Here is a 26,465-nt window from a genome sequence, read left to right as displayed (position 1 = left end):
GACGGGCCTGGCTGGAATTCCCTGCCGACCATACCGCAGCACCTGCCCTGATGGGATGGCCCCGGCGATACGGATATCGCCGGGGCCGAGTACCGCTTAGAACCGATAGCCCAGGCCCAGCATCACGCCGTTCTGGATCTGCCCGTCCCGGCGCTCACCCACGTAGTCGGCCATGATCGACAGGCGCTCGCTGGCGCGGCTGGTCACGCCGACGTTCCAGGCCAGCACCTGCTCGCCCACGGCCTGGCTGCTGGCACCGAACAGCAGGTCCGGAGCTGCGGCGAAGCCGGTGCTGTAGCGGGCCTGGGTGTCACCCAGTTCCTTCTGCCATACCACGCGGGCACGCGGGGTGATGCGCTCAGCGTTGTTGCCTTCGAAGGTCTTGAACAGCTGCAGGCCGGCACCCACACGAATGCTCTCCAGGCTGCCGCTGCGGCCCACCAGCGCACCGGCGCCCTGCCCTTCATTGAAACGGGTGGCCGAGGTCCGTGCGTAGTCCACCACCGGCAGCAGCGGCTGGATCACCAGACCCTTTCCAGTGGTGAAGGAGAACGCATGCTCCACCCGTGCCGAGATGGCATCGTTGCTGTACTTCGCGCGCAGAGGCTGCTGCAGCCCATCAATGCCGCCGACACTGCGGCGGGTGTCATGCCGCAGGTCGGTGTAGCGCACGGCAGCCGACAGGTAGCCCCGCGAATAGGTCGCATCCAGGTAGCCGCCCACATCCAGCGCGCGTACGTCGCCACTGAAACCGGAGCCATCGCTTGCCTTGGTCGACATGTCCGCCGCGGCCACGCTGACGCCCAGGGTCACGCGGTCATCGGCCACGCGGGTGTCGGCACCGACCACGATGCCGCCGATGTTATGGCTCAGGCCGGCCACGCCGCCGTCGGCATCGATGCGGCCATGGCTGGCGAAACCGCGTGCCCACAGGCCATGGCTGCGCCCCGCCACCCGGCTGTCGCCAGCAGCCTCGCCCGCCGGCTCGACCAGATGCATGGCCAGCTGGTTGAACAGGCTGCCATGGCGCATGCCCGGCTGCGCCGACACCGACTGCGCCGCCTGCGAAGCCAACCCGTCTGCATCGCCGCCACTGCGCATCGCTGCCTGGTGCTGCTGCACCACGTTGCCGATGCTGCCGATCAGTGCATTGTCGGCCAGGCGCAGGCTGGCATGCGCATCACCGCGCAGGGCGCCAGCCTGCTGTGCGATCACATCGCGGTCGCTGAACTGCAGCGCGCCGAGCAACGACTTCAGGCCGCTGTCCTGGCGGTCCGCTGCAGCGGCCAGCGCGCGCCCCAGGCCGTCGCCGGAGGTGCCGTTGGCGAACAGGCCCAGCTGATCGAAGCCCGGGTTGGCGGTCAGCCACAGGCCGTCGGCGGTCTGGTTGACGTTGAAGCTGAGCAGCGAATTGTGGCGCGGGCGGAACACTTCACCGGCCGTGATGCTGGCGCTGTAGCCGGCATCGCCCAGCCGCACGGCATCCTGGAAGCCCCCCTGGTAGATCGGTCCTTCCACCAGGTCGCGACGGTAGGTGCCGGCATAGAAGCCCTGGGCCACGTTCAGCGCCAGATGTGCGCCCTGCGCGATCACCAGCGCACCCTCCTCGGAGCCGCCATCGTAGAAGCTGCCGACGCGCAGGCGGCCACTGCCGGTACCACCGGTTTCGGTAACATCGAACAGCACCTGCCCGCCGGGCATGATGTTGACGTAGCCGTGGGTCACCAGATCACCACCACGCGGCATCAACGTGCCGAACACGCGCAGGCGGTTGAAGCCGTCTTCGCGGTAGGACGGGCCGGTGCCATCCAGCAGCGCATCGCTGTCGGTGCCGACCGATGCGATATCACCATGGCCGACCACGATGCTGCCCGGCATCACGCGCAGCTCGGGGGTGCGCAGCGCACCACCCTCCAGTGCGATGGTGCCGTTGTCCACCAGAATGAAATCGGCGCCAGTGGTTTCGGCGGTGCGCCAGGTAGCGCCATTGCTGACACGGATCACGCCCGCCGAACTTGCCAGGGTCGAGGCATCCAGATCGGCCAACCGCAACTGGCCGCGCAGCTCATCCTGGAGGTCGGGATCGGCGAGCATCTGTTGCAGCGACTGCGTGCCGATGCCGTTCGCCCCCCGCGTGGAGACGTTGTACAGGCTCACCGCGTAGTTGATGTACGTGCTGGCCCAGTCGGTGTTCCAGCGCGCGAAATCGTCGTCGACGAAGGCCTGCAGCTGGCGTGCGGTGCGCAGGTAGCCCGGGTTGATGTCGCCGCTGACGTTGCTGGTGACACGGAGGGTGTCGCCCGGATCGCGATAGCCTGCCGTGTTGATGATGTTGTTGCCGCGGATGTCCTGGCCCGGGAACGACTCCAGCTTGCTGCCGCTGCCATCCGGATCGAAGGTGACCGACGTACCCGTGGTGCGCGCCGGGTCGCGGAATACCAGCAGGCCATTGGGTTGAACCACTTCATACATCGCCTTGTGCAACAGGCCCGCATCCATCCCGCCGCCGTAGTTGCCTGTGTAGATCTGGGTCATGCGCGCTGACGGCGCATAGGTGATCTTGCCGCCACTGCTGGCGGCATGGATCTGCACCGAGTCGACCAGTGGCAGATCGCCGCCGAGGTAACGGTTGACGCCACCGGACTGCATGATCGAGCAGGACGAGATGCAGTGGCCGGACACGATGGTGTCCAGGCCCTGGGTGCGGATCACCGCCTGCAGCCACTCGCCGGCGATCAGCGCGCCACCATTGGATGTGCGCAGCACGACTTCGCGGATCGGACGGCCTTCAGCCTGTGCCTTGGCCAGCAGCGCGGGCAGCGCCACCACGTCGGCGACGGTGACGCCGCCGCTGAGGAAGACGCGATCGTCCCGCACGTGATAATTCATTGCCATGACGTCATCAACCGCCGCCATGGCGGTGACGCCCATCAGCCCGGCCAGGGCCAGGCTCAACTTCGAATGTTTCATGTGTTCTCTCTCCACCCGCAACACACGGGTCAGGAGTTCAACGTCCGGGCGGCGCAAACTCCCCCAGCGCACCAGCCTCCGAAACATGAATGCATTCACAATGAAATCAGGGGCCATGCACACTCTTCCCCATCCGGTCATCGTCGCGTAAAACTCGAAGACGCACCCGCCACCGACGCCCGAGGCCAGCCCTGTCCACCCCCTCTCCTCTGATCCATCGCGCGCCGGACCTGTCCGTGCCGACGGACGCGTTCATTGCGTTCGTACGGGAAGAACGCGCGCCGTTGTGCGCTTTCCTGCGCACGCGCGGCGTTGGGCCGGAGGATGCCGAGGACATCGCGCAGGACTGCATGGAGCGGCTGATCCGCTATCGCGCGCACAGTGCCGACGAGCTGCGGTTGCTGCTGTATCGTATCGCCCGCAACCGCCTGGCAGACCGTGGCCGCTCGTCGCAGTCGCGGCCACACCTGTCCCTTGCCGAACACGATGGCGGCGACGAGCCCTCCAGCACGTCGCCCGATCCATTGCGCCAGGCCGAGTCCGGGCAGATGCTGTCCCTGCTGCGGCAGGCCCTGTTCAAGCTGCCCGAGCGCGCGCGCGAGGTGTACCTGCTCAACCGGATCACCGGCATGAGCTATACGCAGATCGCGCGGCACTGTGGAATCACCGCCAAGACCGTGGAAAAACATATCGCCCGCGCCCTGCAGGGCCTGCGCCAGGAACTCGGATCGGATCCGCTGCACAACGACAGGGACAACGGATGAGTCACGCCAGCCCCAGGGAAGACACCCTGCTGTTTGAACGCGCCAGCGCCTGGGTGGCGCGGCTGGAGGCTCCGGACTGCACGCCGGGCGAGCGAGAGAGGTTCGAGGACTGGCTGGCCGAGGACCCGGCCCATGTCAGCGCCTGGATCCAGGCCGAGACCCTGTTCCAGCGGGGCGAAGAACTGGCCGCCGACCCGTGGCTGCGCACCGCCGCAGCACGTGCGGCACGGCCGGCACAGCGTCGCTGGCTGCCGGCAGTGGCCGCCGCAGGCGTCTGCCTGGCCATCGGGATCGGCTGGATGGTCGCCATCGACGGCAACCCCACGCCGCTGCGCTATGCCAACGATTCCCACCAGCCCCGGCAGCAGACGCTGGCCGATGGCAGCGTGGCCACGCTGGATGCGGGCACCACGCTGCATGCCCGATTCGGTTGGCGCCATCGCAACCTGGTGCTGGAACGGGGCCGCGTGCAGCTGCAGGTCGCACCGTCGAGCAAGGCGCTGCAGCTGCGCGCCGGCGACAGCACCATCCGCGACATCGGCACAACCTTCCAGGTGGAGCGCCTGAACGACGGCCTGGTCGAAGTCGCACTGCTGGAAGGTGCGGTGGAAGTCAGCAATGGGGGGACGCAGCACACCCTGGCACCCGGCCAGCAGCTGCAGGTGCTGCCATCGGGCCGCTTCCAGCCCGGCCCGGCGCTGTCGTCCAATGCCGCTGCCGAAGGCTGGCTGCAGGGACAGCTGGTGTTCGATGCCACGCCGCTGTCGATCGTGGTCGAGCGCATGAACCGCTACGGTCGCACGCCGCTGGTGATCGCCGATCCCGAGATCGCCAGCCTGGCCGTGAGTGGCACCTTCCGTGCCGGCGATGCGCAGGAACTGCTGTCGGCGCTGGAACTGGGCTGGTCGGTAGCTGGCCAGACGCGACCGGATGGCGCGCTGGAACTGCGCCGCACGTACTGAGGAGGCCTGCAGTGAAGGCAGTACCGGGCGCGCTGCGGGAGGGGCTGCTCTGCACCCTGTTCTGCTTCGCGCTGAGCATCGCCGCGCTGCCCTCTGCCGATGCAGCCGAACAGGCCGGCACCCTGGAGGTCCATGTGGGTTCAGGCCCACTCGCACCGGCCCTGCAGCAATGGGCGCGCCAGAGTGGCATCGCCCTGCTGTTCGATGCGCGTGAACTGGATGGCCTGCGCACGGCCGGCACCCATGGCCAACGCGATGCGGCCGCGGCCCTGAAGGAACTGGTCGCCGGCATGCCGGTGACCATCCTGCGCACGCCTGCCGGTGGATTCGTCGTCCGCCGCACCCGGCCAGCACCGCCATCGCCCCCGCCGGTCGCGACGCGTGCGATGCCCGCGGTACCGTCGCCGGGCGGGGTGCCCGAGACGCCACCGCAGGTGGAGCTGGCGCCGATCCATGTCACCGGCAGCCGGCTGCCGCGCACCTCCGTGCAGACCACGCTGCCGGTGACCATCATCGACCGCGATGACATCCTGCGCAGCGGTTACGGCAGCCTGTTCGACCTGCTGCGGCACTTGCCGGGCATGAACGGCCACCCGGCGATGAGCACCTCGCGCAGTGGCGATTCGCAGTACCTGCCGGTGGGTGCGGCCACCACCACCAGCCTGGACGGCATGGGTCCGCGTGCGACCTTGTTCCTGGTCAATGGCCGGCGCCTGCCACGCTATCCGATGGTGTCGCTGGAACAGGGCGGGCTCACCGACCTGGGGGGCATCCCGCTCAGCTTCGTCGAGCGCATCGAACTGGTGCGTGGCGGTGCGTCGGCCATCTATGGTGCCGACGCGATGTCCGGCGTGGTCAACATCATCCTGCGTGACCAGGCCGATGGCCCTGAAGCCATGCTGCAGACCGGCCTGAGCGGGCGCGGCGACGCCGGCCAGTATCGCCTGCAGGCGGCCACCGGTGGCGTGCGCGACGGAGGGGACCGCTGGTTCGCTGGCGTCGACCTGCATCGCATCGACCACGTGGCCGGCGATCGCCGCGAATGGCATGCGGAAACCTCGCAGTACCTGATCGGCGCGTTCCGCGATGGACGCTACTGGCCGGCAAAGCGCTGCGAAGGGCCATTGAAACGGCGCGATGGCGCCTGCTGGTTTGACAGCGCACGCCCGCGTTCGCTGCAACCGGCCTCGGACACCGCCTCGGCCTACCTGCGCTATCGGCATGAGCGCGGCGAAGGTCGCTACGCCTACGCCGAGGCGCGGGCCAGCCACAACCGGCAACGCTTCGACCTCGGCCCGACCGCCGTAGCCATCGGGCTTTATGGGTTCACCTTCAACAGCGTGCTGCGCGAAGCCGGCAACGTGCGTCCGCATGTACGTGCCACCGATGCCGACGTCACCTTCGGCATGGGCCGCGACCAGGGCCGCCGCAGCTGGGATGCCGGCATCAGCGCACAGCGCAGCGATGTCACCCTGACGACGTCCGGCACCGTGCGCGCCCAACCACTGCTGCGCGCTGCCGAGACGCTGGATTTCCTGCCCGGCTTCACCTCGTTGCCGGCAGAGACCGCCGCGCAGCTGTTCCCGTCGATCCGCAACCGCGGGCGCACCGAGCAGTGGCAGGGCTGGTGGGGCATGCAGCGCGAGTTGATGCCATTGGCCGGCGGTGCTGCACAAGTGGCCACCGGCATCGACCTGCGCCAGGAACGCTGGACGTCGCATCCCGACGCGCTGCTGAGCCAGGGCGACCTGGCGCTGGGCCTGCCACAGGAACAACGCCACCTGTCACGCCGCAGTGGCGGTGCCTACGCCGAACTCGGCCTGCCATTGGCGCGCACGCTGCGCATGGACCTGGCAGCACGCTGGGACCGCGATGGCGATTACCAGGCTTTCTCGCCCCGCGTGGGCGTACGCTGGAGCCCGACACCGCAGTGGTCATTCCTGCTTGCCACCGGGCGCGGCTACCGGGCCCCCAGCCTGTTCGAGCAACGGCGGCCGCCGGGCTATTTCGGCGCGATCGAACTACCCGCCTCCAGCGCACTGCCCAACTGCGCGCAGAGCAACGGCAACGGACGCTGCAGCGTAACCGTGGACGTGGTGGAGAACGATGCGCTGAAAGCGGAGCGGTCGCGCAGCCATTCCCTGGGTGCGACCTGGACACCGACCGATGCGTTTTCACTGTCGCTGACCCACAACATCGTCGAACTGCGCAACGAGATCCTGGCCCTGCAACCGGCCGACGCAGTGTGGAATTCAAGCACGTGGGAGTTGGACGAGGACGGCAACCTGCACAACCTGCGCCTGTCCTTCGACAACATCGGCCGCACCACGTCGCGCAACCTTGTTCTGCGCGGGGAGTACCACATCGACACCGGCAGCACCGGCCAGTGGCTGTTCTCGCTCGATGCGCTGAAGCAGCAGGAACTGCGCCGCGAGCGTGGCCATGAAGCGACGGTGGACCTGCGTGGCCATGTCACGCCAGCGATGGCCGCCGTGCTCAATGTGCAGTGGCAGAACAGCAACTGGGACATCGCCCTGCGCGGCAACCAGGTAGGGCGCACGCGTGCCTGGCTGCCCGGTGCGGAATGCCCGGAGGAACAGCGCGAGCAGAACCATTGCATGAATCCGCGGCAGCTGCGCTGGAACCTGCACCTGGCAAGGCGGCTGGGGCCGCGCTTGGTCGCCGCGCTGGACGTGCACAACGTGCTCGACACGCAACCGGTGAACTACCTGGTCGGCAATGGCGGCCAGATGCCGGGGCTGGACGATCCACTTGGCCGCTACTTCCTGCTGACCCTGCAGATCCGCTGAGCGTAGTACCCTACGCGCCCTGTTCCATCGGTCCCCCACCACCCCATGAAGGCCTATCTCTGGTTCTGGGGCGCGTTCCTGCTGTTCTTCGCGTTGCCCTTCCCCTGCATCCTCTACTTCGGCACGTCGTGGCCGGTGCCACTGGCCGACCGCAGCGCGCCATGGCTGGCCCTGCTGCTGCTCGCCCTGTCGCTGGCCCTGTGGCTCGCGTTGCTGCTCGCCTTCCTGCACTACCTGCTGCTGGGCCCGCCGCGCGCGCTGCATCGGGTGCGCACCATCCTGGCCGACGGTGAGCCGCGTGATGCGTTGATCGAACAGGCCGAGCAGACCGGCGTGCACGTGCGCGGCTTCGCGCAGTGGAGACTGAAGCTTGGCTTCCAGAACCTGTCCGGCACGCCGATCCATGAACAGATGCTGGTGGTGGACAGCAAACCGCAGCTGCAGCGTTTCGTGGCCGGCCAGCGCATCGAGGTTCGCCTGAGCCGGACGCCGGGTGCGTTCCCCAATGTGGTGCTGGAGGGCGCCCAGCCCGAACTTGATGTCGCCAGCCTCTGGCGCCGCGGCGCCGGCGCGGTCATCGGCATCGTCGTGGTTGCCAGCGCCTACGTGCTCGCCTATCGGCTGCAGAGTGAGGGCCTGGGCTGGACGTTCATGTCCTTCGGCCACCCACTGCTGGTGTGCCCGCTGGTGTTGTGCGGCTACGCCCTGGGCCTGCGCGTCCTGGGGCGCCTGCTGCAGGCCGATGCACGCGGAGACGCGCTGAAGTACCGCGGCATCGGCGTGGATGCGAAGGTGCTGAAGCTGCGCCAGACCGGCACCTACCTCAACGAGCAGCCGCAGGTGGAGTTCCAGCTGGAGTACACCGACCGCGAAGGTGGCATACAGCAGGTGAACGTGCGCCGCTTCATCCCGTTGATCGAGCTGGCCAACCTTCCACGCGAGCAGGTCACGCTGCTGTACGACCCGGAAGATCGCGGCAACGTTCGCCTGGAGGGTGTATGAAGCAGCCCCCCTCGACGCGACTGGTATTTTCGATGGTGCTGCTGTTGCTGGCCGGCGTCGCCGTTGCCGGCGGGGCACTGCAGACCCTTGCCGAAACGATGGGCCATTCGGTGCAGGATGACCGCGCAACCACGCCGATCACCACGCCTCCACCGCGCGAGCGGCCTGCTTCGCTCGCACCGATTCCCGAACCGCGGTCGATGCCGATGCCCGAACGCAGCAACCGCTTGTTCGATGCGGACTACCTGCTGGCCGCCCGCCAGGCACTGGAACAGATGCCAGCCCTGGCCGGGCACCGGTTGATGGTGTTCCACAGCATCCACTTCTACGATGATGGCCGCATCAATCTGGATCTGGTCGATCCGCAGCAACCTACGCACGTGGACAGCTACCACTTCGAGCACGGCCAGTGGCGCAAGGGTGACCCGGTCGATCCGCAGCGCTTCGCGCCCACCATCACCCTGCGCCGCAGCAGCACGGCGCTGGCCAACATCGATTTCGAGGCGGTGCCACGCGTGGCCCAGGCGCTGCAGGCGCAGCGCAACGCGCTGATGGCCACGCCGGGTGACGTCGGCCACGTCTATGTGATCGTGCGCAAGGGGGGCAGGCTGGTGTGGCTGCCGGACGAGGTCGCCGGCGATCGCCAGTCCGCACGACTCTCGTTCGACGCACAGGGGCGTTCCGGCCACGCGAACCGACGATAGTCAACGCAAAAAGGGGACGGAGGGGATTAAGTCGCATGTGCCTTGGTGCGGTCTGCGACTTAATCCCCTCCGTCCCCTTTTTCTATTTCACCGAACGGGCGATGGCGTACTGCGCGCCGTAATAGGTGGACAGCACCAGCAGGCTGGCCAGTGGCAGGCCGCCGGCGAAGCGGTCCCAGGCCAGCAGCGAATCGCTGGCCACGAACAGCAGCGCACCGACGGCAGCCCAGGGCGCACTTCGGGCTTCCACGGCAGGCTGCGGGCTGCGCCATTGCCGTGCCAAGGCCAACATCGCCATCGAGGCCAGCACCACCACGTACGCCAGCACCGGCATACGCATCGGTGCAGGCAGGTGCGGCCACAGCCCAAGCACATTGAGTACAGCGAACGCACCGAGCAGGATGCTGGCGGCGAGCAGGCCACGCCCGGCACGCAGGCCCTCACGGAAGGCGACGATGTAGCAGAGGTGCGCCAGCAGGAACGCCACCAGCCCCGGTACGAACGCGTCCATCGGCAACATCAGCGCGATGTCACCCAGGCACGACAACAGCATGCCGGCCAGCACCGCGCGCCGGTAGGACGGCTGCGCAGGATCACGCACCCGCCAGGCGATGGCAGCGATCAGCAGCGTGGTCGCCGGCTTCGCCAGCCAATGCAGCCAGCGCCCGTCACCGTGAAAGAACGCGCCGACGATGGCGAGGATCGCCATCAACAGGATCACGCCATCGCGGGCGCGCGGTTTCATCGCGCCTTCCACAGGTCCGCCAGGCGGTCAGGCTTGCCGGCGATACGCTCCAGCACCGGATACTGCAGGCCACCGTGGTAGTCGATGTTCATCGTCTCGATGCGGTCGAACTGCTTCACCAGCAGGACGATCGGCGCCTTGTCCTTGGCCGCCGTCGCCACCGCATCCTTCAAGCGCTGGCTGCTGTACTCGCGCCCGCCAACCGCAATCACCTTCATGCCGGGTGCAAGACCGGCGTTGAACGCCGGGCTGTCCCAGATCACGTCGCCGACCACGCCGCTGTCGAGCACGGTCGCGCCCAGCGAATAGGCCAGCAGTGCGGCCTTGGCACGCTTTTCCTGCGCCTTGTAGGCGTCGTTCGGAGTATCGCGGTAGACCAGCTTCCAGCCCGCCAGTTCCAGCCCCCCGGTCAACGAACCGTGGCCGTCCAGGCGCCCGCGCAGGAACGTCGCCCAGTCGTACGGCACGATGCCGTTCAAGGTCGCCACCACGTCGTCGAAGGTGTAGGGGTTGACGTCCCAGTCACCGTTGCCAACCCCGAAGAAGGCGCGCGCGAAGTCATCCAGGCTGCGGCGGTTGCCGCTCAGTTCGCGCAGCTTGCCCTCCACTTCCAGCCACAGCATCTGGCCACCGGAGTAATAGTCTTCGCTCATCTGGTAGTTGCGGTACGGCAACGTCCGGCGCTGGGCGATGGTCGGGTCGTTGGTGGTGTCCTGCAACGGGCGCCAGGCCAGGCCCGGGCGGCCGCGATCATAGGTCGCGGCCACATTGGCCAGCATGTCGCGCGCCTGCGCCGTCGACCACAGCCCCGAGCGTGCCGCCAGCACCTGTCCCCAGAACTGGGTCTGACCTTCGTAGACCCACAGCAGGCTGTCGCCCATCGGCGTGTTGAAGTTGGCGGTTGCCAGGTCAGCGCCACGCCGGTACTTGCCGTTCCAGGAATGGGTGTACTCGTGCGGTAGCAGATCGCGCATCCAGGCGTTGTCGTCCCACTCGGTGAAGTAACCCGGGTCGGCACTGTTCTCGCTGGAACGGTGATGCTCCAGGCCGATGCCACCAAGACGGTCGGTCAACGCCAGCAGGAATTCATAGTGGTTGTAGTGGCGCGCACCGTAGAGCTTGTCGGCCTGCCGCACCAGTGCGCGGTGCAGGGTGATCTGTGCCTCGCTCGGCTTCAGCGACTTGGCCTCGTCGGCGAACACATTGAGGTGCACCGGCACCTTCGCGCCCGGATCGAGATCGATGCGCTGGTAGTGCTCGCCGGCAAACAACGGCGAATCGACCAGGTGGTCATAGGAGATCGGCTTGAACACCACGGTATCGCCGTCGCGGCGCGCGGTTTCCAGCGCAGTGGCAAACGACCAGCCCTTGGGTAGGATCACGCTGGCCTGCGCCTGCAGGTCGCGTGTATCGACGCCGGCCGGATACAGCGAGTTGGCATTCCACTGCAGGTTGAGCATCTCCGGGGTCATCACCACCCGGCCTTGGCTGCCGCCCTGCGAGGACAGGAAGTCGAAGTGGGCGACGATCTCGCTGACGCCCTCGGGCACGTCTACCTTGAACGCATAGACGTTGTACTGGTCGCGCTGCCAGGCCAACGGCTTGCCGTTGGCGGTCACGCGCAGGCCGGCCAGCTTGTCGATCGGCCCGGTGGGCGAATGGTTGCCGGGAATCCACTGCGGGTACAGCAGGGTCATCGGACCGGGTTTGACCGGTACGGTGGCGGTCACCTTGAAGATGCGGCGAGCGAGATCGCGCGCATCCACATCGATGCGCAGCAGGCCGGGAGCCGCGGCGTCGGCAGGCGGCGAGGTCTGCGCCAGTGCAGGCGAAGCAGCCAGCGCGAACAGCACGGACATCACCAGGGCTCGGGTCTTCATCGGGCAGCATCCAACAGCGGAGAATCCTCCGATGCTAGGCCTGTAAAGTGCCCTGCCCCATGGCCAAAGGTCATGGGCGGGCCGGCCATCCGCGCATGACAAAAAGCGTGCGAACCAAGGTTCGCACCCACCAGAGCAGTTTCAGTAGATCCACGCCATGCGTGGATGAGGCGCTTCCCGGTCAGTCGACCAGGCGCAGACGCAGTTCCTTCGGCAGCGCGAACACCATCGATTCCGGTTCGCCTTCCAGCTCGCCCACGCCGGTTGCACCCAGCTCGGCCAGGCGCGCCAGCACGCCATCGACCAGTACCTGCGGCGCCGAGGCGCCAGCGGTCACGCCGATGTGCTGCTTGCCCACCACCCACGCCGGGTCGATCTCGTGCGCACCGTCGATCAGGTACGACTCCACACCTTCACGGCGGGCCAGTTCGCTCAGACGGTTCGAGTTGGAGCTGTTCGGCGAACCGACCACCAGCACCAGGTCGCAGCGCTTGGCCAGGTCGCGCACGGCGTCCTGGCGGTTCTGCGTGGCGTAGCAGATGTCGTCGTTCTTCGGGCCCTGCATCGCCGGGAAACGCTCGCGCAGCGCATCGATGATGCCGCGCGTATCGTCCACCGACAGCGTCGTCTGGGTGGTGTAGGCGAAGTTGTCCGGCTGGTTGATGTGCAGCGTGGCAACCTGCTCGACATCCTCGACCAGGTAGATCTGGCCGGTACCGGCTTCGCGGTTCCACTGGCCCATGGTGCCTTCCACTTCCGGGTGACCGGCATGGCCGATCAGCACCACGTCACGGCCGGCACGACAATGGCGGGCGACTTCGAAGTGGACCTTGGTCACCAGCGGGCAGGTGGCATCGAACACCTTCAGGCCACGGCGCTCGGCTTCCTGGCGCACGGCCTGGGAGACGCCATGCGCGCTGAAGATCACCGTGTTGTTGTCCGGAACCTCGTCGAGCTCTTCGACGAAGATCGCGCCGCGCTGCTTCAGGTCGTCGACCACGAAGCGGTTGTGCACCACTTCATGGCGGACGTAGATGGGCGCGCCCAGCGTTTCGATCGCGCGCTTGACGATCTCGATCGCACGATCGACACCGGCACAGAAACCACGCGGGTTGGCGAGCAGCACATCCATCAGTTCAATCTCCCGGCAGCGGCCGGCTTACGGTTTCGGATTGGCATTATCCGCCTTTTTGGCGGACTTGCCGTCGAACAGGCCAAACAGGGCGATGCCGATGGCACCCACCACGATGGCCGAATCGGCGATGTTGAACGAGGGCCAGGTATAGCTGCCCACGTACCACTGGATGAAATCGACCACATGGCCGTGGACCTGGCGGTCGATCACGTTGCCGATGGCACCGCCGATGATCAGCGCATACGGCACCGCGGCCTTCCAGTTGCCACGGGCGGTGCCGCGCAGCCACCAGGCCATCAGGCCGCTGATGGCGATTGCCAGCGCGGTGAAGAAGTACTTCTGCCAACCACCAGCGTCGCTCAGGAAACTGAACGCCGCACCGGTGTTGTAGGTGCGGTACCAGTTCCAGAAGCCGTCGATGACCACCACCGGCTGGAACTCCGGCAGGCTCGACAGCACCCAGGCCTTGGACCACTGGTCCAGGCCGATGATGGCGGCCGACAGCAGCAGCCAGACCAGGGCGTTCGGATGCGGACGGGACGCGGCCATCAGAACCAGCTCCGCACTTCACCGGCACCGGTGATGTTGCTCACGCAGCGGCCGCACAGTTCCGGATGGTCGGCGTTGCTGCCGACATCGGCGCGATGGTGCCAGCAGCGCACGCACTTGGTCTTGGTGGTCGGCTGGGCGCTGACGAACACCTCGTCGGTGGTCGCTGGCCGCACCTGCACGTCGCCGCTGATGAACAGGAAGCGCAGTTCATCGGCCAGCGGCTGCCACTTCGCGGCCTGCTCTTCGCTGGCGGCGATGGTGATTTCCGCTTCCAGCGCGGCACCGATCGCGCCGTTTGCACGCATCGGCTCGAGCACCTTGGCCACCTGCTCGCGCACGGCCAGCAGCTGGTCGAAATCGGCGGCGTTGAGCTGGGCACCGGCCGGCAGCGGCGCCAGGCCGTCGTACCAGGTGGTGAACAGCACATGGCCGGCACGTTCGCCCGGCAGGTAGCCCCACAGCTCGTCGGCGGTGAAGGTCAGGATCGGCGCCACCCAGCGGGTGAACGCTTCGGCGATGTGGTACATCGCGCTCTGTGCCGAACGGCGACCATGCGAATCGGTCGGCATGGTGTACAGGCGGTCCTTGGTCACGTCCAGGTACAGCGAGCCCAGATCCACGCTGCAGAAGTTCAGCAGCAGCTGCACGATCTCGGCCATGTTGTAGCCGTCGTAGGCCGCCTTGATCTTCTCCTGCAGCTCCCAGGCGCGATGCACGATCCAGCGGTCCAGCGCGACCATCTGCTCGAGCGGTTGCAGGTGCCGGGCCGGATCGAAACCGTCCAGGTTGCCGAGCAGGAAGCGTGCGGTGTTGCGCAGGCGGCGGTAGGCGTCAGCATTGCGCTTCAGGATTTCCTGCGACAGCGACATCTCGTTGCTGTAGTCGGCCGAGGCGATCCACAGGCGCAGGATGTCCGCGCCCAGCTTGTTCATGATGTCCTGCGGCTCGATGCCGTTGCCCAGCGACTTGGACATCTTGCGGCCGTGCTCATCCACGGTGAAGCCGTGGGTGAGGCACTGCTTGTACGGCGCGCGCTTGTCGATCGCCACGCCGGTCAGCAGCGAGGACTGGAACCAGCCGCGGTGCTGGTCGGAGCCTTCCAGGTACAGGTCGGCCGGCTTGCCGAAGCCACGCGCGGCGAGCACGCCTTCATGGGTCACGCCCGAATCGAACCAGACGTCGAGGATGTCGGTGACTTTCTCGTAGTCGGCCGCTTCGGCGCCGAGCAGTTCGGCGGCGTCCAGCGAGTACCACACATCGATGCCCTCGGCTTCGACGCGGTCGGCGACCTGCTGCATCAGCTCCACCGAGCGCGGGTGGATCTCGCCGGTCTGGCGATGGGTGAACAGTGCGATCGGTACGCCCCAGGTGCGCTGGCGCGAGATGGTCCAGTCCGGGCGACCGTCGACCATGCTCTGGATGCGCGCCTTGCCCCAGGTCGGGAACCAGCCGACAGTGTCGATCGCAGCCAGCGCATCGCTGCGCAGGTTGGCCTTGTCCATCGAGATGAACCACTGCGGAGTGGCGCGGAACACCACTGGTGTCTTGTGGCGCCAGCAGTGCGGATAGCTGTGGCGGATCGGGTGGAAGGCCAGCAGCGCACCGTTGTCGCGCAGCACGCCGACGATGGCCTCCTGCGCCTTCCACAGGTGCTGGCCGGCCAGCACCACCTCACCGGCCGGCGGGGTCGATTCCAGGTACACGCCACGGCCGTCGATCGGGGTCACCTGCCCGGCGTTGTACTTGTCCAGCAGGCCGTACTTCTGGCTGACCACGAAGTCTTCCTGGCCGTGACCAGGGGCGGTGTGCACCGCACCGGTACCGTCCTCGTCGGAGACGTGGTCGCCATTGAGCAGCGGGATGTCGCGCTCCGGATAGAACGGATGCGCCAGCAGCTGGTTCTCCAGCGCCGCACCGGTGGTTTCACCGTGCAGCACGACGCTCTCGACGCCGTAGCGCTGCAGCGAGCGCTCGGCCAGCGCGGCGGCCAGCACCAGCCAACGGCGCTTGCCGTTGTGGGCCGGGCCTTCGGCCAGCACATAGTTGATTTCCGCGCCAAGCGACACCGCCAGCGAGGCCGGCAGCGTCCACGGGGTGGTGGTCCAGATCGGCACGGCCACTTCGACGTCGGCCGGCACGCTCACACCGAACGCCTTGCCGATGGCCTGGGCATCGCGCGCGGCGTAGGCCACGTCGATCGCCGGCGATTCCTTTTCCTGGTACTCGATCTCCGCCTCGGCCAATGCCGAGCCACAGTCGAAGCACCAGTACACCGGCTTGGCACCACGCACCAGGTGACCGTTGGCGACGACCTTGGCCAGCGCACGGATCTCATTGGCTTCGAAGTCGAAACTCAGGGTCTTGTACGGGTTGTCCCAATCGCCGGTCACGCCCAGGCGCTTGAAGTCCACGCGCTGGATGTTGATCTGCTCTTCGGCGAACTCGCGGCACTTCTGCCGGAATTCAACCGCATCGAGCTTGGTGCCGACCTTGCCCCACTTCTTCTCGACCGCGATCTCGATCGGCAGGCCATGGCAGTCCCAGCCCGGCACATAGGGCGCATCGAAGCCGGCCAGGTAGCGCGACTTGACGATGATGTCCTTCAGGATCTTGTTGACCGCATGGCCCAGGTGGATGCGGCCGTTGGCGTAGGGCGGGCCGTCGTGCAGCACGAACAGCGGGCGGCCGGCGGCGTTGTCACGCAGCTGCTGGTAGAGCCCCTGCGCTTCCCACTGCGCCAGAATGCCCGGCTCGCGCTTGGGCAGGTCGCCGCGCATCGGGAATTCGGTGGCTGGCAGGTTCAGGGTGGTCTTGTAGTCCTGGCTCACGCAGTGGCTCGCAATCTATGTTCGGAAAGGAGGGCGCGCGCCTGTTCGGCGTCGCGGTGCATCTGGTCGGTCAGTGCCGCCAGATCATTGAATTTCTCTTCGTCGCGCAGCTTGGCGACAAACTCCACGTCGATGTGGCGCCCGTACAGGTCGCCCTGGAAATCGAACAGGTGGGCTTCCAGCAGCGGCTCCACGCCCTCCACCGTCGGCCGAGTGCCGAAGCTGGACACCGACGGCCACGGCTGGTCGAACACGCCGTGCACCCAGGTTGCGTAGATGCCCGACAGCGCCGGGGTCTTCGGGAAGCGCAGGTTGGCGGTGGGGAAGCCCAGCGTACGGCCAAGCTGGCGACCGCGCACCACGCGCCCGCTGATCGCATACGGGCGACCGAGCAGGTCGTTGGCGCGGGCGAAATCGCCCCCCTGCAGCAGCTGGCGGATGCGGGTGCTGGAGATGCGCTCGCCATGCAGGTCCACCGCTTCAATCTCGCCGGCGCTGAAGCCCAGTTCGGCGCCCATCTCCTGCAGCAGTGCCAGATCACCGCGGCGGCGGTTGCCGAAGCAGAACTCCGGCCCGATCCAGACTTCGCGGGCGCCCAGCCGGTGCACCAGCAACCGGCGCACGAAGGTCTCGGCCGGCATCGCCGCCATCGCAGCATCGAAGCGCAGCAGGCCGACCGCATCGACACCGAGCTCGCGCAGGATCTCGACCTTGCTGCGCGCCAGGGTCAGCCGCGGCGGCGGCGTGCCCTGGGCGAAGAATTCACGCGGCAGCGGCTCGAATGCCACGGCCACTGCGGCCACGCCCAAGGCGCGCGCGCGGGCGACCGCGTGGCGGACCAGCGCACGATGGCCCAGGTGGAGGCCGTCGAATGCACCGATACAGACCACGCTTCCGTTGGGGAACAGCTCCCCGCCCTCGACGCTTCTGAACAGCCTGCTCATCAACTCTCGTTCCGGCCCGACCGGGGCCGCCGCTTCAATGGTGTAACCCTGAAGTATAGCCGCCACGGGCCGCGATCAATGCCCGCGCAGGTCGCGCGGACGGAAGCCCATCGCCAGCATGGCCACCGCATAGGTCGCGCCGCCGCCGCCGACCAGCAACGCAAGGGCACCGATCCGCTCCCAGACACGCATCGCGGAGAAACCCGGCAGCCAGTGCAGCAGGGCCAACAGCACGCCAACCATGGCCACACAGGCCAGCACCAGGCGCAGCAGATAGCCGCCCCAACCCGGCCGGCGCTGGTAGACATCGGTCTTGCCCAGCCAGTACCAGAGCAGGCCCAGGTTCAGGTAACTGGACAGCGCGCTGGCGATGCCCAGTGCCAGGTGCAGGCCCGGCTGCTTGCCGATGGCCGCCATCACGCCCTGCGCCTTCAGCGCGTCGGGCACCATCACCTGGTACAGCACGGCCAGCAGGGCGAAGTTGAACACCATGTTGGCCACCAGCGCCGCCACGCCGGCGCGCACCGGGGTCTTGGTGTCCTGGCGGGCGTAGAAGGCCGGCAGCACCACCTTCAGCAGGGCGAATGCCGGCAGGCCGAAGCTCAGGCCATACACCGACAGCGCGGTCATGCGGGTGTCGAAGGCGCTGAACTGGCCGTGCTGGAAGATGGTCGCGATCAGCGGCTCGGCCAGCAGCAGCAGGCCCAGCATGGCCGGCACCGAGATCAGCAGGGTCATGCGCAGGCCCCAGTCCAGCGAGCGCGAGAAGCCCTCGCGGTCGGTGCTGACATGGTGGCGGGCCAGCGCCGGCAGGATCACCGTGCCCAGTGCCACGCCGAACACGCCCAGCGGCAGCTCCAGGAAGCGGTCAGCCAGCGACAGCCACGACTGCGAGCCGTCGGTCAGCTTGGCCGCGATCACCGTATCCAGCAGCAGGTTGATCTGCGCCACCGAGGAACCAAACAGGGTCGGCACCATCAGCGTCATGACCTTGCGCACACCCGGGTGGCGCCAGCCCCAGCGCGGCAGGGTCAGCAGGTTGATGCCCTTCAGCGAGGGCAGCTGGAACAGCAACTGCAGGATGCCGGCGGCCAGCACCGCCCAGCCCAGCGCCAGGATCTGCTTTTCCGGCGTGCCGCCCAGCCGCGGTGCCAGCCACAGCGCGCCGGCGATCATGCACAGGTTGAGAATGACCGGGGTCAGCGCCGGCATGGCAAAGCGCTGGAAGCTGTTCAGCGCACCACCGGCCAGTGCGGTCAGCGAGACGAACAGCAGGAACGGGAAGGTCAGGCGGAACAGGTCGACCAGCAGGCCCTGCTTGACCGGGTCGGTATCAACGCCACTGGAGAAGACCGAGGCCAGCTGCGGCGCGAAGATCAGCGCCAGTGCGGTGACCAGCATCAGCACCCCGCCCAGGGTGCCGGCGGTGCGCGCCATCAGTTCGCGCAGCTCGGCGTGGCTGCGGGTTTCCTTCACTTCCGTGAACACGGGCACGAAAGCAGTGGCAAACGAGCCCTCGGCGAACAAACGCCGCAGGAAATTGGGTACCCTGAAGGCGACCCAGAAAGCATCAGTGATGGCGTTGGTGCCGAACGTGGTGGTCACCACGAAGTCCCGGACAAGTCCGAGAACGCGCGAGACCATGGTCATGCTGCTGAACGACAGCAGGCCCCGCAACAACTTGGGTGAACTCACTCAGCGTCCCTCTTGACAATCGACTTGACGTGCATTTCTTACGCCATCATACTAGCTAGCTTGCTGTTCCCATAACACCGATTTTTTCAGGAAACCACCACCGTGGCCAATATCAAGTCCGCCAAGAAGCGCGCCAAGCAGACCGTCGTGCGCAACGCGCGCAACGTGGCTCAGCGCTCGATGCTGCGCACCGCTGTCAAGAAAGTGATCAAGGCGCTGGACGCCAACGATGCCGCCGGCGCCGAAGCCGCCTTCGCCGTTGCCCAGCCGATCCTGGATCGCTTCAGCGCGCGTGGCCTGATCCACAAGAACAAGGCTGCTCGCCACAAGAGCCGCCTGAACGACCGCATCAAGGCCCTCAAGGCCGCCTGATCCGGCGTTGCCGCCCTGCCCTTCGGGGTTGGGCTGCAGACAAAAGCCCGGCCCCGGCCGGGTTTTTTGTTGCCCGCGATCCGGGACTTTTGACACGTCCGGGGTCAGATCCCTTTTCCAGCGGAAAAGGGATCTGACCCCGGCAACAAAAAACCCGGCCGAAGCCGGGTTTTTCGCATGGAACCACAACAGCATTACTGCGCGTCGCGGGCTTCCTGCTCTTCTTCCTTCTGGCGATCGAAGAAGGCCATGATCCGGCTCATGATCGGGAAGGTGCCTTCGCGCCCCAGTGCGGAGACCAGGAACCACGGCTCCTTCCAGCCCAGCTCGGCAACGATCTGCTCGGCCGCGGCCTGCGCCTCGTCTTCGAACATCAGGTCAGCCTTGTTCAGCACCAGCCAGCGCGGCTTTTTCAGCAGTTCCGGATCGTGCTTCCCCAGCTCGCGCTCGATCGCACGCACCTGCTCCACCGGCGAGATGCCGTCCACGCCACCTTCCATCGGCGAGATGTCCACCAGGTGCAGCAGCAGGCGGGTGCGCTGCAGGTGGCGCAGGAACTGCGCGCCCAGGCCGGCGCCATCGGCCGCGCCTTCGATCAGGCCGGGAATGTCGGCGATCACGAAGCTGCGGTGGTTCTCCACCTTCACCACGCCCAGGTTCGGGTACAGCGTGGTGAACGGGTAATCAGCCACCTTCGGCGTCGCCGCCGAAACGGCGCGGATCAGGGTGCTCTTGCCGGCGTTGGGGAAGCCCAGCAGGCCGACATCGGCCAGCAGCTTCAGCTCCAGCTTCAGCGTGCGCTCCTCGCCCGGCTCGCCCGGCAACGCCTGGCGCGGCGAGCGGTTGGTCGAGCTCTTGAAGTGCATGTTGCCCAGGCCGCCGCGACCGCCCTTGGCCACCAGCAGGCGATCGCCGTGCTGGGTCAGGTCGCCGATGACTTCATCGGTCGCCACGTTGATCACCACGGTGCCGACCGGCACGGTGATGGTCAGGTCTTCGCCACCCTTGCCATAGGCCTGGCGGCCCATGCCGTTCTCGCCGCGCTGCGCCTTGAAGATGCGGTCATGGCGGAAGTCGACCAGGGTGTTCAGGTTTTCGTCGGCGCGGATGTACACGCTGCCGCCCGCACCGCCGTCGCCGCCGTCCGGGCCGCCGAGCGGAATGAACTTCTCGCGACGGAAGCCAATGCAGCCGTTGCCGCCGTTGCCGGCGAACACTTCGATTTCTGCTTCGTCTACCAGTTTCATTGTTTCGATGCCTGCGATGGGCGTGGCCTGCAGGCCGCCGCCTTGAATGTTATGCCTGCCGATGGCCGGCAGCCCGGCCTGGCCGGTCTTGCTTCAACTCTAACGAAAAGCCCCGCCGAAGCGGGGCTCTTCATGCAGCACTCCCATGCCGGGGCACGGGTGCCGGCGATGCCTGGATCAGGCGTCGGCCGAGACGATGCTGACGGTGCGACGCTTCTTGGCGCCCTTGACCGAGAACTCCACCTTGCCGTCCACGAGGGCGAACAGGGTGTGGTCACGGCCCAGGCCAACGCCCGAACCCGGGTGGAACTGGGTGCCGCGCTGACGCACGATGATGTTGCCGGCTTCGATGGCCTGGCCGCCGAAGATCTTGACGCCCAGGTACTTCGGGTTGGAGTCGCGACCGTTGCGCGAGGAGCCTACGCCCTTTTTATGTGCCATGACTGCTTCTCCTGATGCTTAGCCGGCGATGCCGGTGATCTCGATTTCGGTGTAGTACTGACGGTGACCCTGACGCTTCATGTGGTGCTTGCGGCGACGGAACTTGATGATCCGGACCTTGTCAGCACGACCCTGGGACAGGACCTTGGCGGTGACGGCAGCGCCCTTCAGCGCATCGCCCAGCTTCACGCCGTCGCTGTCACCCAGCATCAGGATGTTGTCAAACTTGATCTCGCTGCCGACTTCGACTTCGAGCTTTTCAATGCGGAGCTTTTCGCCCTGCGCCACGCGGTATTGCTTACCGCCGGTGACCAGTACTGCGTACATGACCAGGCCTTCCTCTGTAGTTATTGTGGTCTGAGCTGCCGCCATCGAGGGCGGACAGGAGCGGGATTGTACGCAGATCATCGGGCGCGGGTCAAGTCAACCCCTGAACGCCGCAGGGGGCGGCGTCGGAACGGGGTCAGATCCCTTTTCACCCCGTGAAAAGGGATCTGACCCCTGCCTGTCGGCCTGTCTCACAAGGTGAGACACCGGGCTGGCATTGTCGCCCATTGCCCCCATCTGGTCACCTCGGTAGGCTGACCGATTGCCGTTCCCTGCTGGCCCGGCACCCAGCCAACGCCCCCACAACCGGATCCCCCATGGCGATGGATTTCATCCGCATCCGCGGCGCGCGGACGCACAACCTGAAGAACCTCGACCTCGACCTGCCCCGCGACAAGCTGATCGTGATCACCGGCCTGTCCGGCTCGGGCAAGTCCTCGCTGGCGTTCGACACCATCTATGCAGAAGGCCAGCGCCGCTATGTCGAGTCGTTGTCGGCCTATGCGCGCCAGTTCCTGAGCGTGATGGAAAAACCGGACCTGGACCACATCGAGGGCCTGTCCCCGGCGATCTCGATCGAGCAGAAGTCGACCTCGCACAACCCGCGTTCGACGGTCGGCACGATCACCGAGATCTACGACTACCTGCGCCTGCTGTACGCCCGCGTAGGCACCCCGCGCTGCCCAGACCACGGCTACCCGCTGGAAGCGCAGACGGTCAGCCAGATGGTCGACCAGGTGCTGACCCTGGACCCGGAACAGCGCTACATGCTGCTGGCGCCGGTCATCCGCGACCGCAAGGGCGAGCATGCCCAGGTGTTCGACCAGCTGCGCGCACAGGGCTTCGTGCGCGTGCGCGTGGACGGCGAGCTGCATGAGATCGACGCGGTGCCGCCGCTGGCGCTGCGCCAGAAGCACACCATCGAGGCGGTGATCGACCGCTTCCGCCCGCGCGAGGACATCAAGCAGCGCCTGGCCGAGAGCTTCGAGACCGCGCTGAAGCTGGGCGACGGCATGGCCTCGGTGCAGAGCCTGGACAACACGGAAACCGCGCCGACCCTGTTCTCCTCCAAATACTCCTGCCCGGTCTGCGATTACTCGCTGCCAGAACTGGAGCCGCGCCTGTTCTCGTTCAACGCACCGATGGGCGCCTGCCCCGGCTGCGATGGCCTGGGCATGGCCGAGTTCTTCGATCCCTCGCGCGTGGTGGTGCACCCCGAGCTGTCGCTGGCCGCCGGCGCGGTGCGCGGCTGGGATCGCCGCAACGCCTACTACTTCCAGCTGATCGCTTCGCTGGCCAAGCACTACCGGTTCGACGTCGACGCGGCCTGGAACTCGCTGCCGGACAAGGTGCAGCAGGCCGTGCTGTACGGCAGCGGCGACGAAGCGATCACCTTCACCTACTTCACCGAAGCCGGTGGCCGCACCCAGCGCAAGCATCGCTTCGAGGGCATCATTCCCAACCTCGAGCGCCGCTACAAGGAAACCGAATCGCCGGCGGTGCGCGAAGAGCTGTCCAAGTACATCAGCGAACAACCCTGCCCGGAATGCCATGGCGCGCGCCTGAACAAGGCTGCACGCAATGTGTTCGTGGCCGACCGCCCGCTGCCGGAGCTGGTGGTGCTTCCGATCGACGAGGCGCTGAAGTTCTTCAGCGAGCTGAGCCTGCCGGGCTGGCGTGGCGAGATCGCGGCGAAGATCGTCAAGGAAATCGGCGAACGCCTCGGCTTCCTGGTCGACGTGGGCCTGGATTACCTGACCCTGGAGCGCAAGGCCGACACCCTGTCCGGTGGCGAGGCGCAGCGCATCCGCCTGGCCAGCCAGATCGGTGCCGGCCTGGTCGGCGTGATGTACGTGCTCGACGAACCGTCGATCGGCCTGCACCAGCGCGACAACGAACGCCTGCTGGGCACCCTCACCCGCCTGCGCGACCTCGGCAACACGGTGATCGTGGTCGAACATGACGAGGACGCGATCCGCCTGGCCGACTACGTGCTGGACATCGGCCCGGGCGCAGGCGTGCATGGCGGCGAGATCGTCGGCCAGGGCACCCTGCAGGACATCCTGGAGGCACCGCGCTCGCTGACCGGCCAGTACCTGTCGGGTAAGCGCGCGATCGAGATCCCGGCGCGCCGGCACAAGCCGAACCCGAAGATGACCCTGCACCTGCGCGGGGCCAGCGGCAACAACCTCAAGGGCGTGGACCTGGCGATTCCGTCGGGCCTGCTGACCTGCGTGACCGGCGTGTCCGGCTCCGGCAAGTCGACCCTGATCAACGACACCCTGTTCTCGCTGGCCGCCAACGAGATCAACGGTTCCTCGCACCCGATCGCCCCGTACAGGGAGATCGATGGTCTGGACCTGTTCGACAAGGTGGTGGACATCGACCAGTCGCCGATCGGCCGCACCCCACGTTCGAACCCGGCCACCTACACCGGCCTGTTCACTCCCCTGCGCGAACTGTTCGCACAGGTGCCCGAAGCGCGTGCACGCGGCTACTCGCCGGGCCGCTTCAGCTTCAACGTGCGTGGTGGCCGCTGCGAGGCCTGCCAGGGCGATGGCCTGATCAAGGTCGAGATGCACTTCCTGCCGGACGTGTACGTGCCGTGCGATGTCTGCCATGGCAAACGCTACAACCGCGAGACGCTGGAGATCCTGTACAAGGGTTTCAACATCAACGACGTGCTGGAAATGACCGTCGAGGATGCGCTGAAGCTGTTCGAGCCGGTGCCGTCGATCGCACGCAAGCTGGAAACACTGGTCGACGTCGGCCTGAGCTACATCAAGCTGGGCCAGAGCGCGACCACGCTGTCCGGTGGTGAAGCGCAGCGCGTGAAGCTGTCCAAGGAGCTGTCGCGCCGCGATACCGGCCGCACCCTGTACATCCTCGACGAGCCGACCACCGGCCTGCACTTCCACGACATCGAAGCGCTGCTGGGCGTCCTGCACAAGCTGCGCGACGAAGGCAACACGGTGGTGGTGATCGAGCACAACCTGGACGTGATCAAGACCGCCGACTGGATCGTCGATCTGGGTCCGGAGGGTGGCCACCGCGGCGGCACCATCCTGGTCACCGGCACGCCGGAAGACGTGGCGGCCTGCCCGCAGTCGTACACCGGCCAGTTCCTGGCCCGCATGCTGCCCTCCACCAGCGCGCGCCCCGAGCAACCGGCCGCCGTGGCCAACAAGCCCGACGCCCGCCCGCCGCGCAAGGTGAAGCCCGAGAAGCCGGCCAAGGTGGCGAAGAAGGCCGTGGCCGCCAAGAGCACCGGCAAGGCCAGCAAGAGCACGTCGAAGAAGAAGGACGCCTGATGAGCAGCGAACACAAGATCCTGGCCCGCATCCCGATCAGCGTGCGCTGGCGTGACATGGACAGCATGGGCCACGTCAACAACGCCAAGTACATTTCCTACCTGGAAGAAGCGCGCGTGCGCTGGATGCTGGGCGTGGACGGCGTGTCGATGACCGACCGCATCGCCCCGGTCGTGGCCGCGACCAACGTCAATTACCGGCTGCCGATCGTGTGGCCCAACGACATCGTGGTCGAATTGTTCGTCGAGCGCCTGGGCAACAGCAGCGTGACCATCGGCCACCGCATCGTCGACCAGCAGGACGCATCGAAGCTGTACTCGGATGGCAACGTGGTGGTGGTCTGGATGGATACCCAGACCGGCAAGAGCGCGCCGCTGCCTGAGGCGATCCGCAACGCTTCCACCTGAAGGTAGTGCCGGCCGCTGGCCGGCAACCTCCAGACGCTTCGCGCATGCCGGCCAGCGGCCGGCACTAGCGATCCAATTCAAAGGACTGACATGATCCACCAGACTGAACTGAGCGACCTGCTGCCCGGCATGGTCCCCTTCCCCACCGACGTCTTCCCCGCCGACCAGGCCTGGCTCGGCCAGCATCTGCTGCCGCTGCTGAAGATCGACCTCGGTGTGCTGCGCCCGGAACTGGCCGGCCAGGTGGCGACGATGCTGTGCCCGATCGAGCCGTACGACGGCTGCATCGGCGAAACCACCGAAGAACACCACAACGATTTCACCGCCACCAACTGGATCGCCTTCGAGCTGACCGCCGGCAACCAGATGCGCTTCCTCGGCAACGAGGGCTATTTCATCGGCGATGCAGTACAGGACAAGGACGCGCAGGAACACATTGCGCAGATGCGCGACAGCTACGCCAAGGCCCGCGACTACCACGCCATGCATGGCCGCCTCGCCTGCTACTCGCGCTACGGCAAGGGTGAGGCCAGCGAGCGCGATTATCTGGATACGCTGGGGGGACAGATTTCCTGTGGCAACTGGATCGAAACGGCCGATATTCCTGCCGCCTTCACCCTGGAATTCACCGACGCCGCCAACGACCGGCATGCTCCAGATGATGCCGAACTGGCGATCATCCGCCGCGATGGCCACAAGTTCTTCGCCGTCGCCGAAGTCGCCGGCTACAACTGGTGCGCCACCGGCGCCGACGCGATCGTGATGCTGTATGAGCCGGTGAGCCGCACGGTGCTGTTCTCGTACGACTGGTCGTAAAACCCTGCGCCAGTGCCGGCCGCTGGCCGGCATTTCCTGTTTTTGCCGGCCAGCGGCCGGCACTACCATCCCGCTACGGCGCGGCCTTGCGGACGGTCAACGTCGCGCTCGCTTCGCCACCGCCTTCCAGCTGCAGCCGCAACGGCAGCGCCTGGCCTTCCTTCAGCGCGCCCTTGCCCTGCATCAGCATCAGGTGCAGGCCACCGGGCTTGAGTTCGGCACGCGCGCCGGCTGCCAGCGGCAGGCGCTCGATCGCGCGCATCCGGCTGACGCCATCGACGATCGTGGTCTCGTGCAGCGACACGTCGCCGAAACTACTGCTGGTCGCACCGGTGATCACCACCGCCCTGCTGCAGCCGTTGTGGATCACGCCATAGCCGGCAGTCATCGGCATCGCCGGATTCGGTGGCAACCGCGCCCAGCCCTGCTCCACCGTGACGCAGCGTGATTCCGCAGCCGAAGCCGATGCTGCGGCCGCACACAGCACCCACAGTACGCCAACGAATGGTTTGGTTATCATCGCCCAGGTTCCTTCTTCGCAACGAGACCGCAG

At 66.7% G+C, this 26,465-nt stretch carries 21 protein-coding genes; 9 read left to right on the top strand and 12 right to left on the bottom strand.

All coding sequences use genetic code 11. The features are described 5' to 3' along the window. Positions 1–96: 96 nt before the first annotated feature. On the bottom strand, positions 97–2,970 hold the full coding sequence (locus tag PEM_RS04120) for an autotransporter outer membrane beta-barrel domain-containing protein (protein ID WP_111129586.1): 2,874 nt from the start codon (positions 2,968–2,970) through the stop codon (positions 97–99). A gap of 236 nt (positions 2,971–3,206) precedes the next feature. Between PEM_RS04120 and PEM_RS04115 the strand changes: the two genes are divergently transcribed. The 5 genes from PEM_RS04115 to PEM_RS04095 are packed head-to-tail and all read left to right on the top strand — an operon-like array spanning position 3,207 to position 9,212. Next, positions 3,207–3,734 (top strand): sigma-70 family RNA polymerase sigma factor, encoded by a 528-nt coding sequence (locus PEM_RS04115; protein ID WP_080352916.1) that lies wholly within the window; start codon positions 3,207–3,209, stop codon positions 3,732–3,734. Further along, positions 3,731–4,696 (top strand): FecR domain-containing protein, encoded by a 966-nt coding sequence (locus tag PEM_RS04110; protein ID WP_111129585.1) that lies wholly within the window; start codon positions 3,731–3,733, stop codon positions 4,694–4,696. The genes PEM_RS04115 and PEM_RS04110 overlap by 4 nt, the downstream gene beginning before the upstream one ends. An 11-nt stretch (positions 4,697–4,707) precedes the next feature. Further along, positions 4,708–7,506, top strand: coding sequence for a TonB-dependent receptor (locus tag PEM_RS04105; RefSeq protein WP_111129584.1), 2,799 nt, complete (start codon positions 4,708–4,710; stop codon positions 7,504–7,506). 45 nt (positions 7,507–7,551) lie between these two features. Further along, on the top strand, positions 7,552–8,508 hold the full coding sequence (locus PEM_RS04100; protein ID WP_095377772.1) for a hypothetical protein: 957 nt from the start codon (positions 7,552–7,554) through the stop codon (positions 8,506–8,508). Continuing rightward, on the top strand, positions 8,505–9,212 hold the full coding sequence (locus tag PEM_RS04095) for a hypothetical protein (protein ID WP_005415713.1): 708 nt from the start codon (positions 8,505–8,507) through the stop codon (positions 9,210–9,212). The genes PEM_RS04100 and PEM_RS04095 overlap by 4 nt, the downstream gene beginning before the upstream one ends. An 82-nt stretch (positions 9,213–9,294) precedes the next feature. On the opposite strand, the gene PEM_RS04090 is transcribed toward PEM_RS04095, so the two are convergent. The 7 genes from PEM_RS04090 to murJ form a co-directional block, all read right to left on the bottom strand. Then, on the bottom strand, positions 9,295–9,957 hold the full coding sequence (locus PEM_RS04090; protein WP_005415712.1) for a lysoplasmalogenase: 663 nt from the start codon (positions 9,955–9,957) through the stop codon (positions 9,295–9,297). After that, entirely contained in the window at positions 9,954–11,837 is a 1,884-nt protein-coding gene (locus tag PEM_RS04085) for a M61 family metallopeptidase (RefSeq protein WP_032954023.1), read from the bottom strand. Before PEM_RS04085 ends, PEM_RS04090 begins: the two co-directional genes overlap by 4 nt. Positions 11,838–12,018: 181 nt before the next feature. After that, on the bottom strand, positions 12,019–12,969 hold the full coding sequence (gene ispH / locus PEM_RS04080) for a 4-hydroxy-3-methylbut-2-enyl diphosphate reductase (protein WP_005415710.1): 951 nt from the start codon (positions 12,967–12,969) through the stop codon (positions 12,019–12,021). A 27-nt stretch (positions 12,970–12,996) separates the two neighbouring features. Then, a complete protein-coding gene (gene lspA / locus PEM_RS04075; RefSeq protein ID WP_005415709.1) occupies positions 12,997–13,521 on the bottom strand; it encodes a signal peptidase II in 525 nt (174 codons plus the stop codon). Next, positions 13,521–16,352, bottom strand: a complete 2,832-nt coding sequence (gene ileS, locus PEM_RS04070) for an isoleucine--tRNA ligase (protein WP_111127894.1) — start codon at positions 16,350–16,352, stop codon at positions 13,521–13,523. The genes lspA and ileS overlap by 1 nt, the downstream gene beginning before the upstream one ends. Further along, complete coding sequence (locus PEM_RS04065) at positions 16,349–17,296, bottom strand: bifunctional riboflavin kinase/FAD synthetase (RefSeq protein WP_005415707.1); 948 nt, start codon at positions 17,294–17,296, stop codon at positions 16,349–16,351. Before PEM_RS04065 ends, ileS begins: the two co-directional genes overlap by 4 nt. A gap of 75 nt (positions 17,297–17,371) precedes the next feature. Next, the gene (murJ, locus tag PEM_RS04060; RefSeq protein WP_111127892.1) at positions 17,372–18,976 is read right to left on the bottom strand and encodes a murein biosynthesis integral membrane protein MurJ; all 1,605 of its coding nucleotides are present in this window, start codon (positions 18,974–18,976) and stop codon (positions 17,372–17,374) included. 117 nt (positions 18,977–19,093) lie between these two features. Between murJ and rpsT the strand changes: the two genes are divergently transcribed. Next, positions 19,094–19,363 carry a 30S ribosomal protein S20 gene (gene rpsT, locus PEM_RS04055; RefSeq protein WP_005408560.1) on the top strand — a complete coding sequence of 90 codons (270 nt, stop codon included), beginning with the start codon at positions 19,094–19,096 and terminating at the stop codon, positions 19,361–19,363. A gap of 194 nt (positions 19,364–19,557) precedes the next feature. On the opposite strand, the gene cgtA is transcribed toward rpsT, so the two are convergent. The 3 genes from cgtA to rplU all read right to left on the bottom strand — a co-directional run bounded on the left by cgtA (position 19,558) and on the right by rplU (position 21,378). Continuing rightward, positions 19,558–20,610 carry an Obg family GTPase CgtA gene (cgtA, locus tag PEM_RS04050; protein WP_069139083.1) on the bottom strand — a complete coding sequence of 351 codons (1,053 nt, stop codon included), beginning with the start codon at positions 20,608–20,610 and terminating at the stop codon, positions 19,558–19,560. 177 nt (positions 20,611–20,787) lie between these two features. Next, positions 20,788–21,051 (bottom strand): 50S ribosomal protein L27, encoded by a 264-nt coding sequence (rpmA, locus tag PEM_RS04045; RefSeq protein WP_005415704.1) that lies wholly within the window; start codon positions 21,049–21,051, stop codon positions 20,788–20,790. 18 nt (positions 21,052–21,069) lie between these two features. Further along, positions 21,070–21,378, bottom strand: coding sequence for a 50S ribosomal protein L21 (rplU, locus tag PEM_RS04040; RefSeq protein WP_005408557.1), 309 nt, complete (start codon positions 21,376–21,378; stop codon positions 21,070–21,072). A 317-nt stretch (positions 21,379–21,695) separates the two neighbouring features. Between rplU and uvrA the strand changes: the two genes are divergently transcribed. The 3 genes from uvrA (at position 21,696) to PEM_RS04025 (ending at position 25,912) form a co-directional block, all read left to right on the top strand. Beyond that, complete coding sequence (uvrA, locus tag PEM_RS04035; RefSeq protein ID WP_065178105.1) at positions 21,696–24,689, top strand: excinuclease ABC subunit UvrA; 2,994 nt, start codon at positions 21,696–21,698, stop codon at positions 24,687–24,689. Next, positions 24,689–25,096 (top strand): thioesterase family protein, encoded by a 408-nt coding sequence (locus PEM_RS04030; RefSeq protein ID WP_065178106.1) that lies wholly within the window; start codon positions 24,689–24,691, stop codon positions 25,094–25,096. The genes uvrA and PEM_RS04030 overlap by 1 nt, the downstream gene beginning before the upstream one ends. A gap of 90 nt (positions 25,097–25,186) precedes the next feature. After that, positions 25,187–25,912, top strand: coding sequence for a hypothetical protein (locus PEM_RS04025; RefSeq protein ID WP_053501118.1), 726 nt, complete (start codon positions 25,187–25,189; stop codon positions 25,910–25,912). A 73-nt stretch (positions 25,913–25,985) separates the two neighbouring features. Here PEM_RS04025 and PEM_RS04020 read toward each other — a convergent pair whose 3' ends face one another. Further along, entirely contained in the window at positions 25,986–26,432 is a 447-nt protein-coding gene (locus PEM_RS04020) for a copper chaperone PCu(A)C (protein ID WP_065178108.1), read from the bottom strand. Between the last annotated feature and the right edge of the window lie 33 nt (positions 26,433–26,465).

The sequence above is a fragment of the Stenotrophomonas sp. Pemsol genome (assembly GCF_003586545.1).
In the GTDB taxonomy this organism is placed as follows: domain Bacteria; phylum Pseudomonadota; class Gammaproteobacteria; order Xanthomonadales; family Xanthomonadaceae; genus Stenotrophomonas; species Stenotrophomonas sepilia.
Note: the sequence above shows the minus strand (reverse complement) of the source record. Positions and strands in the feature narration are given on the sequence as shown.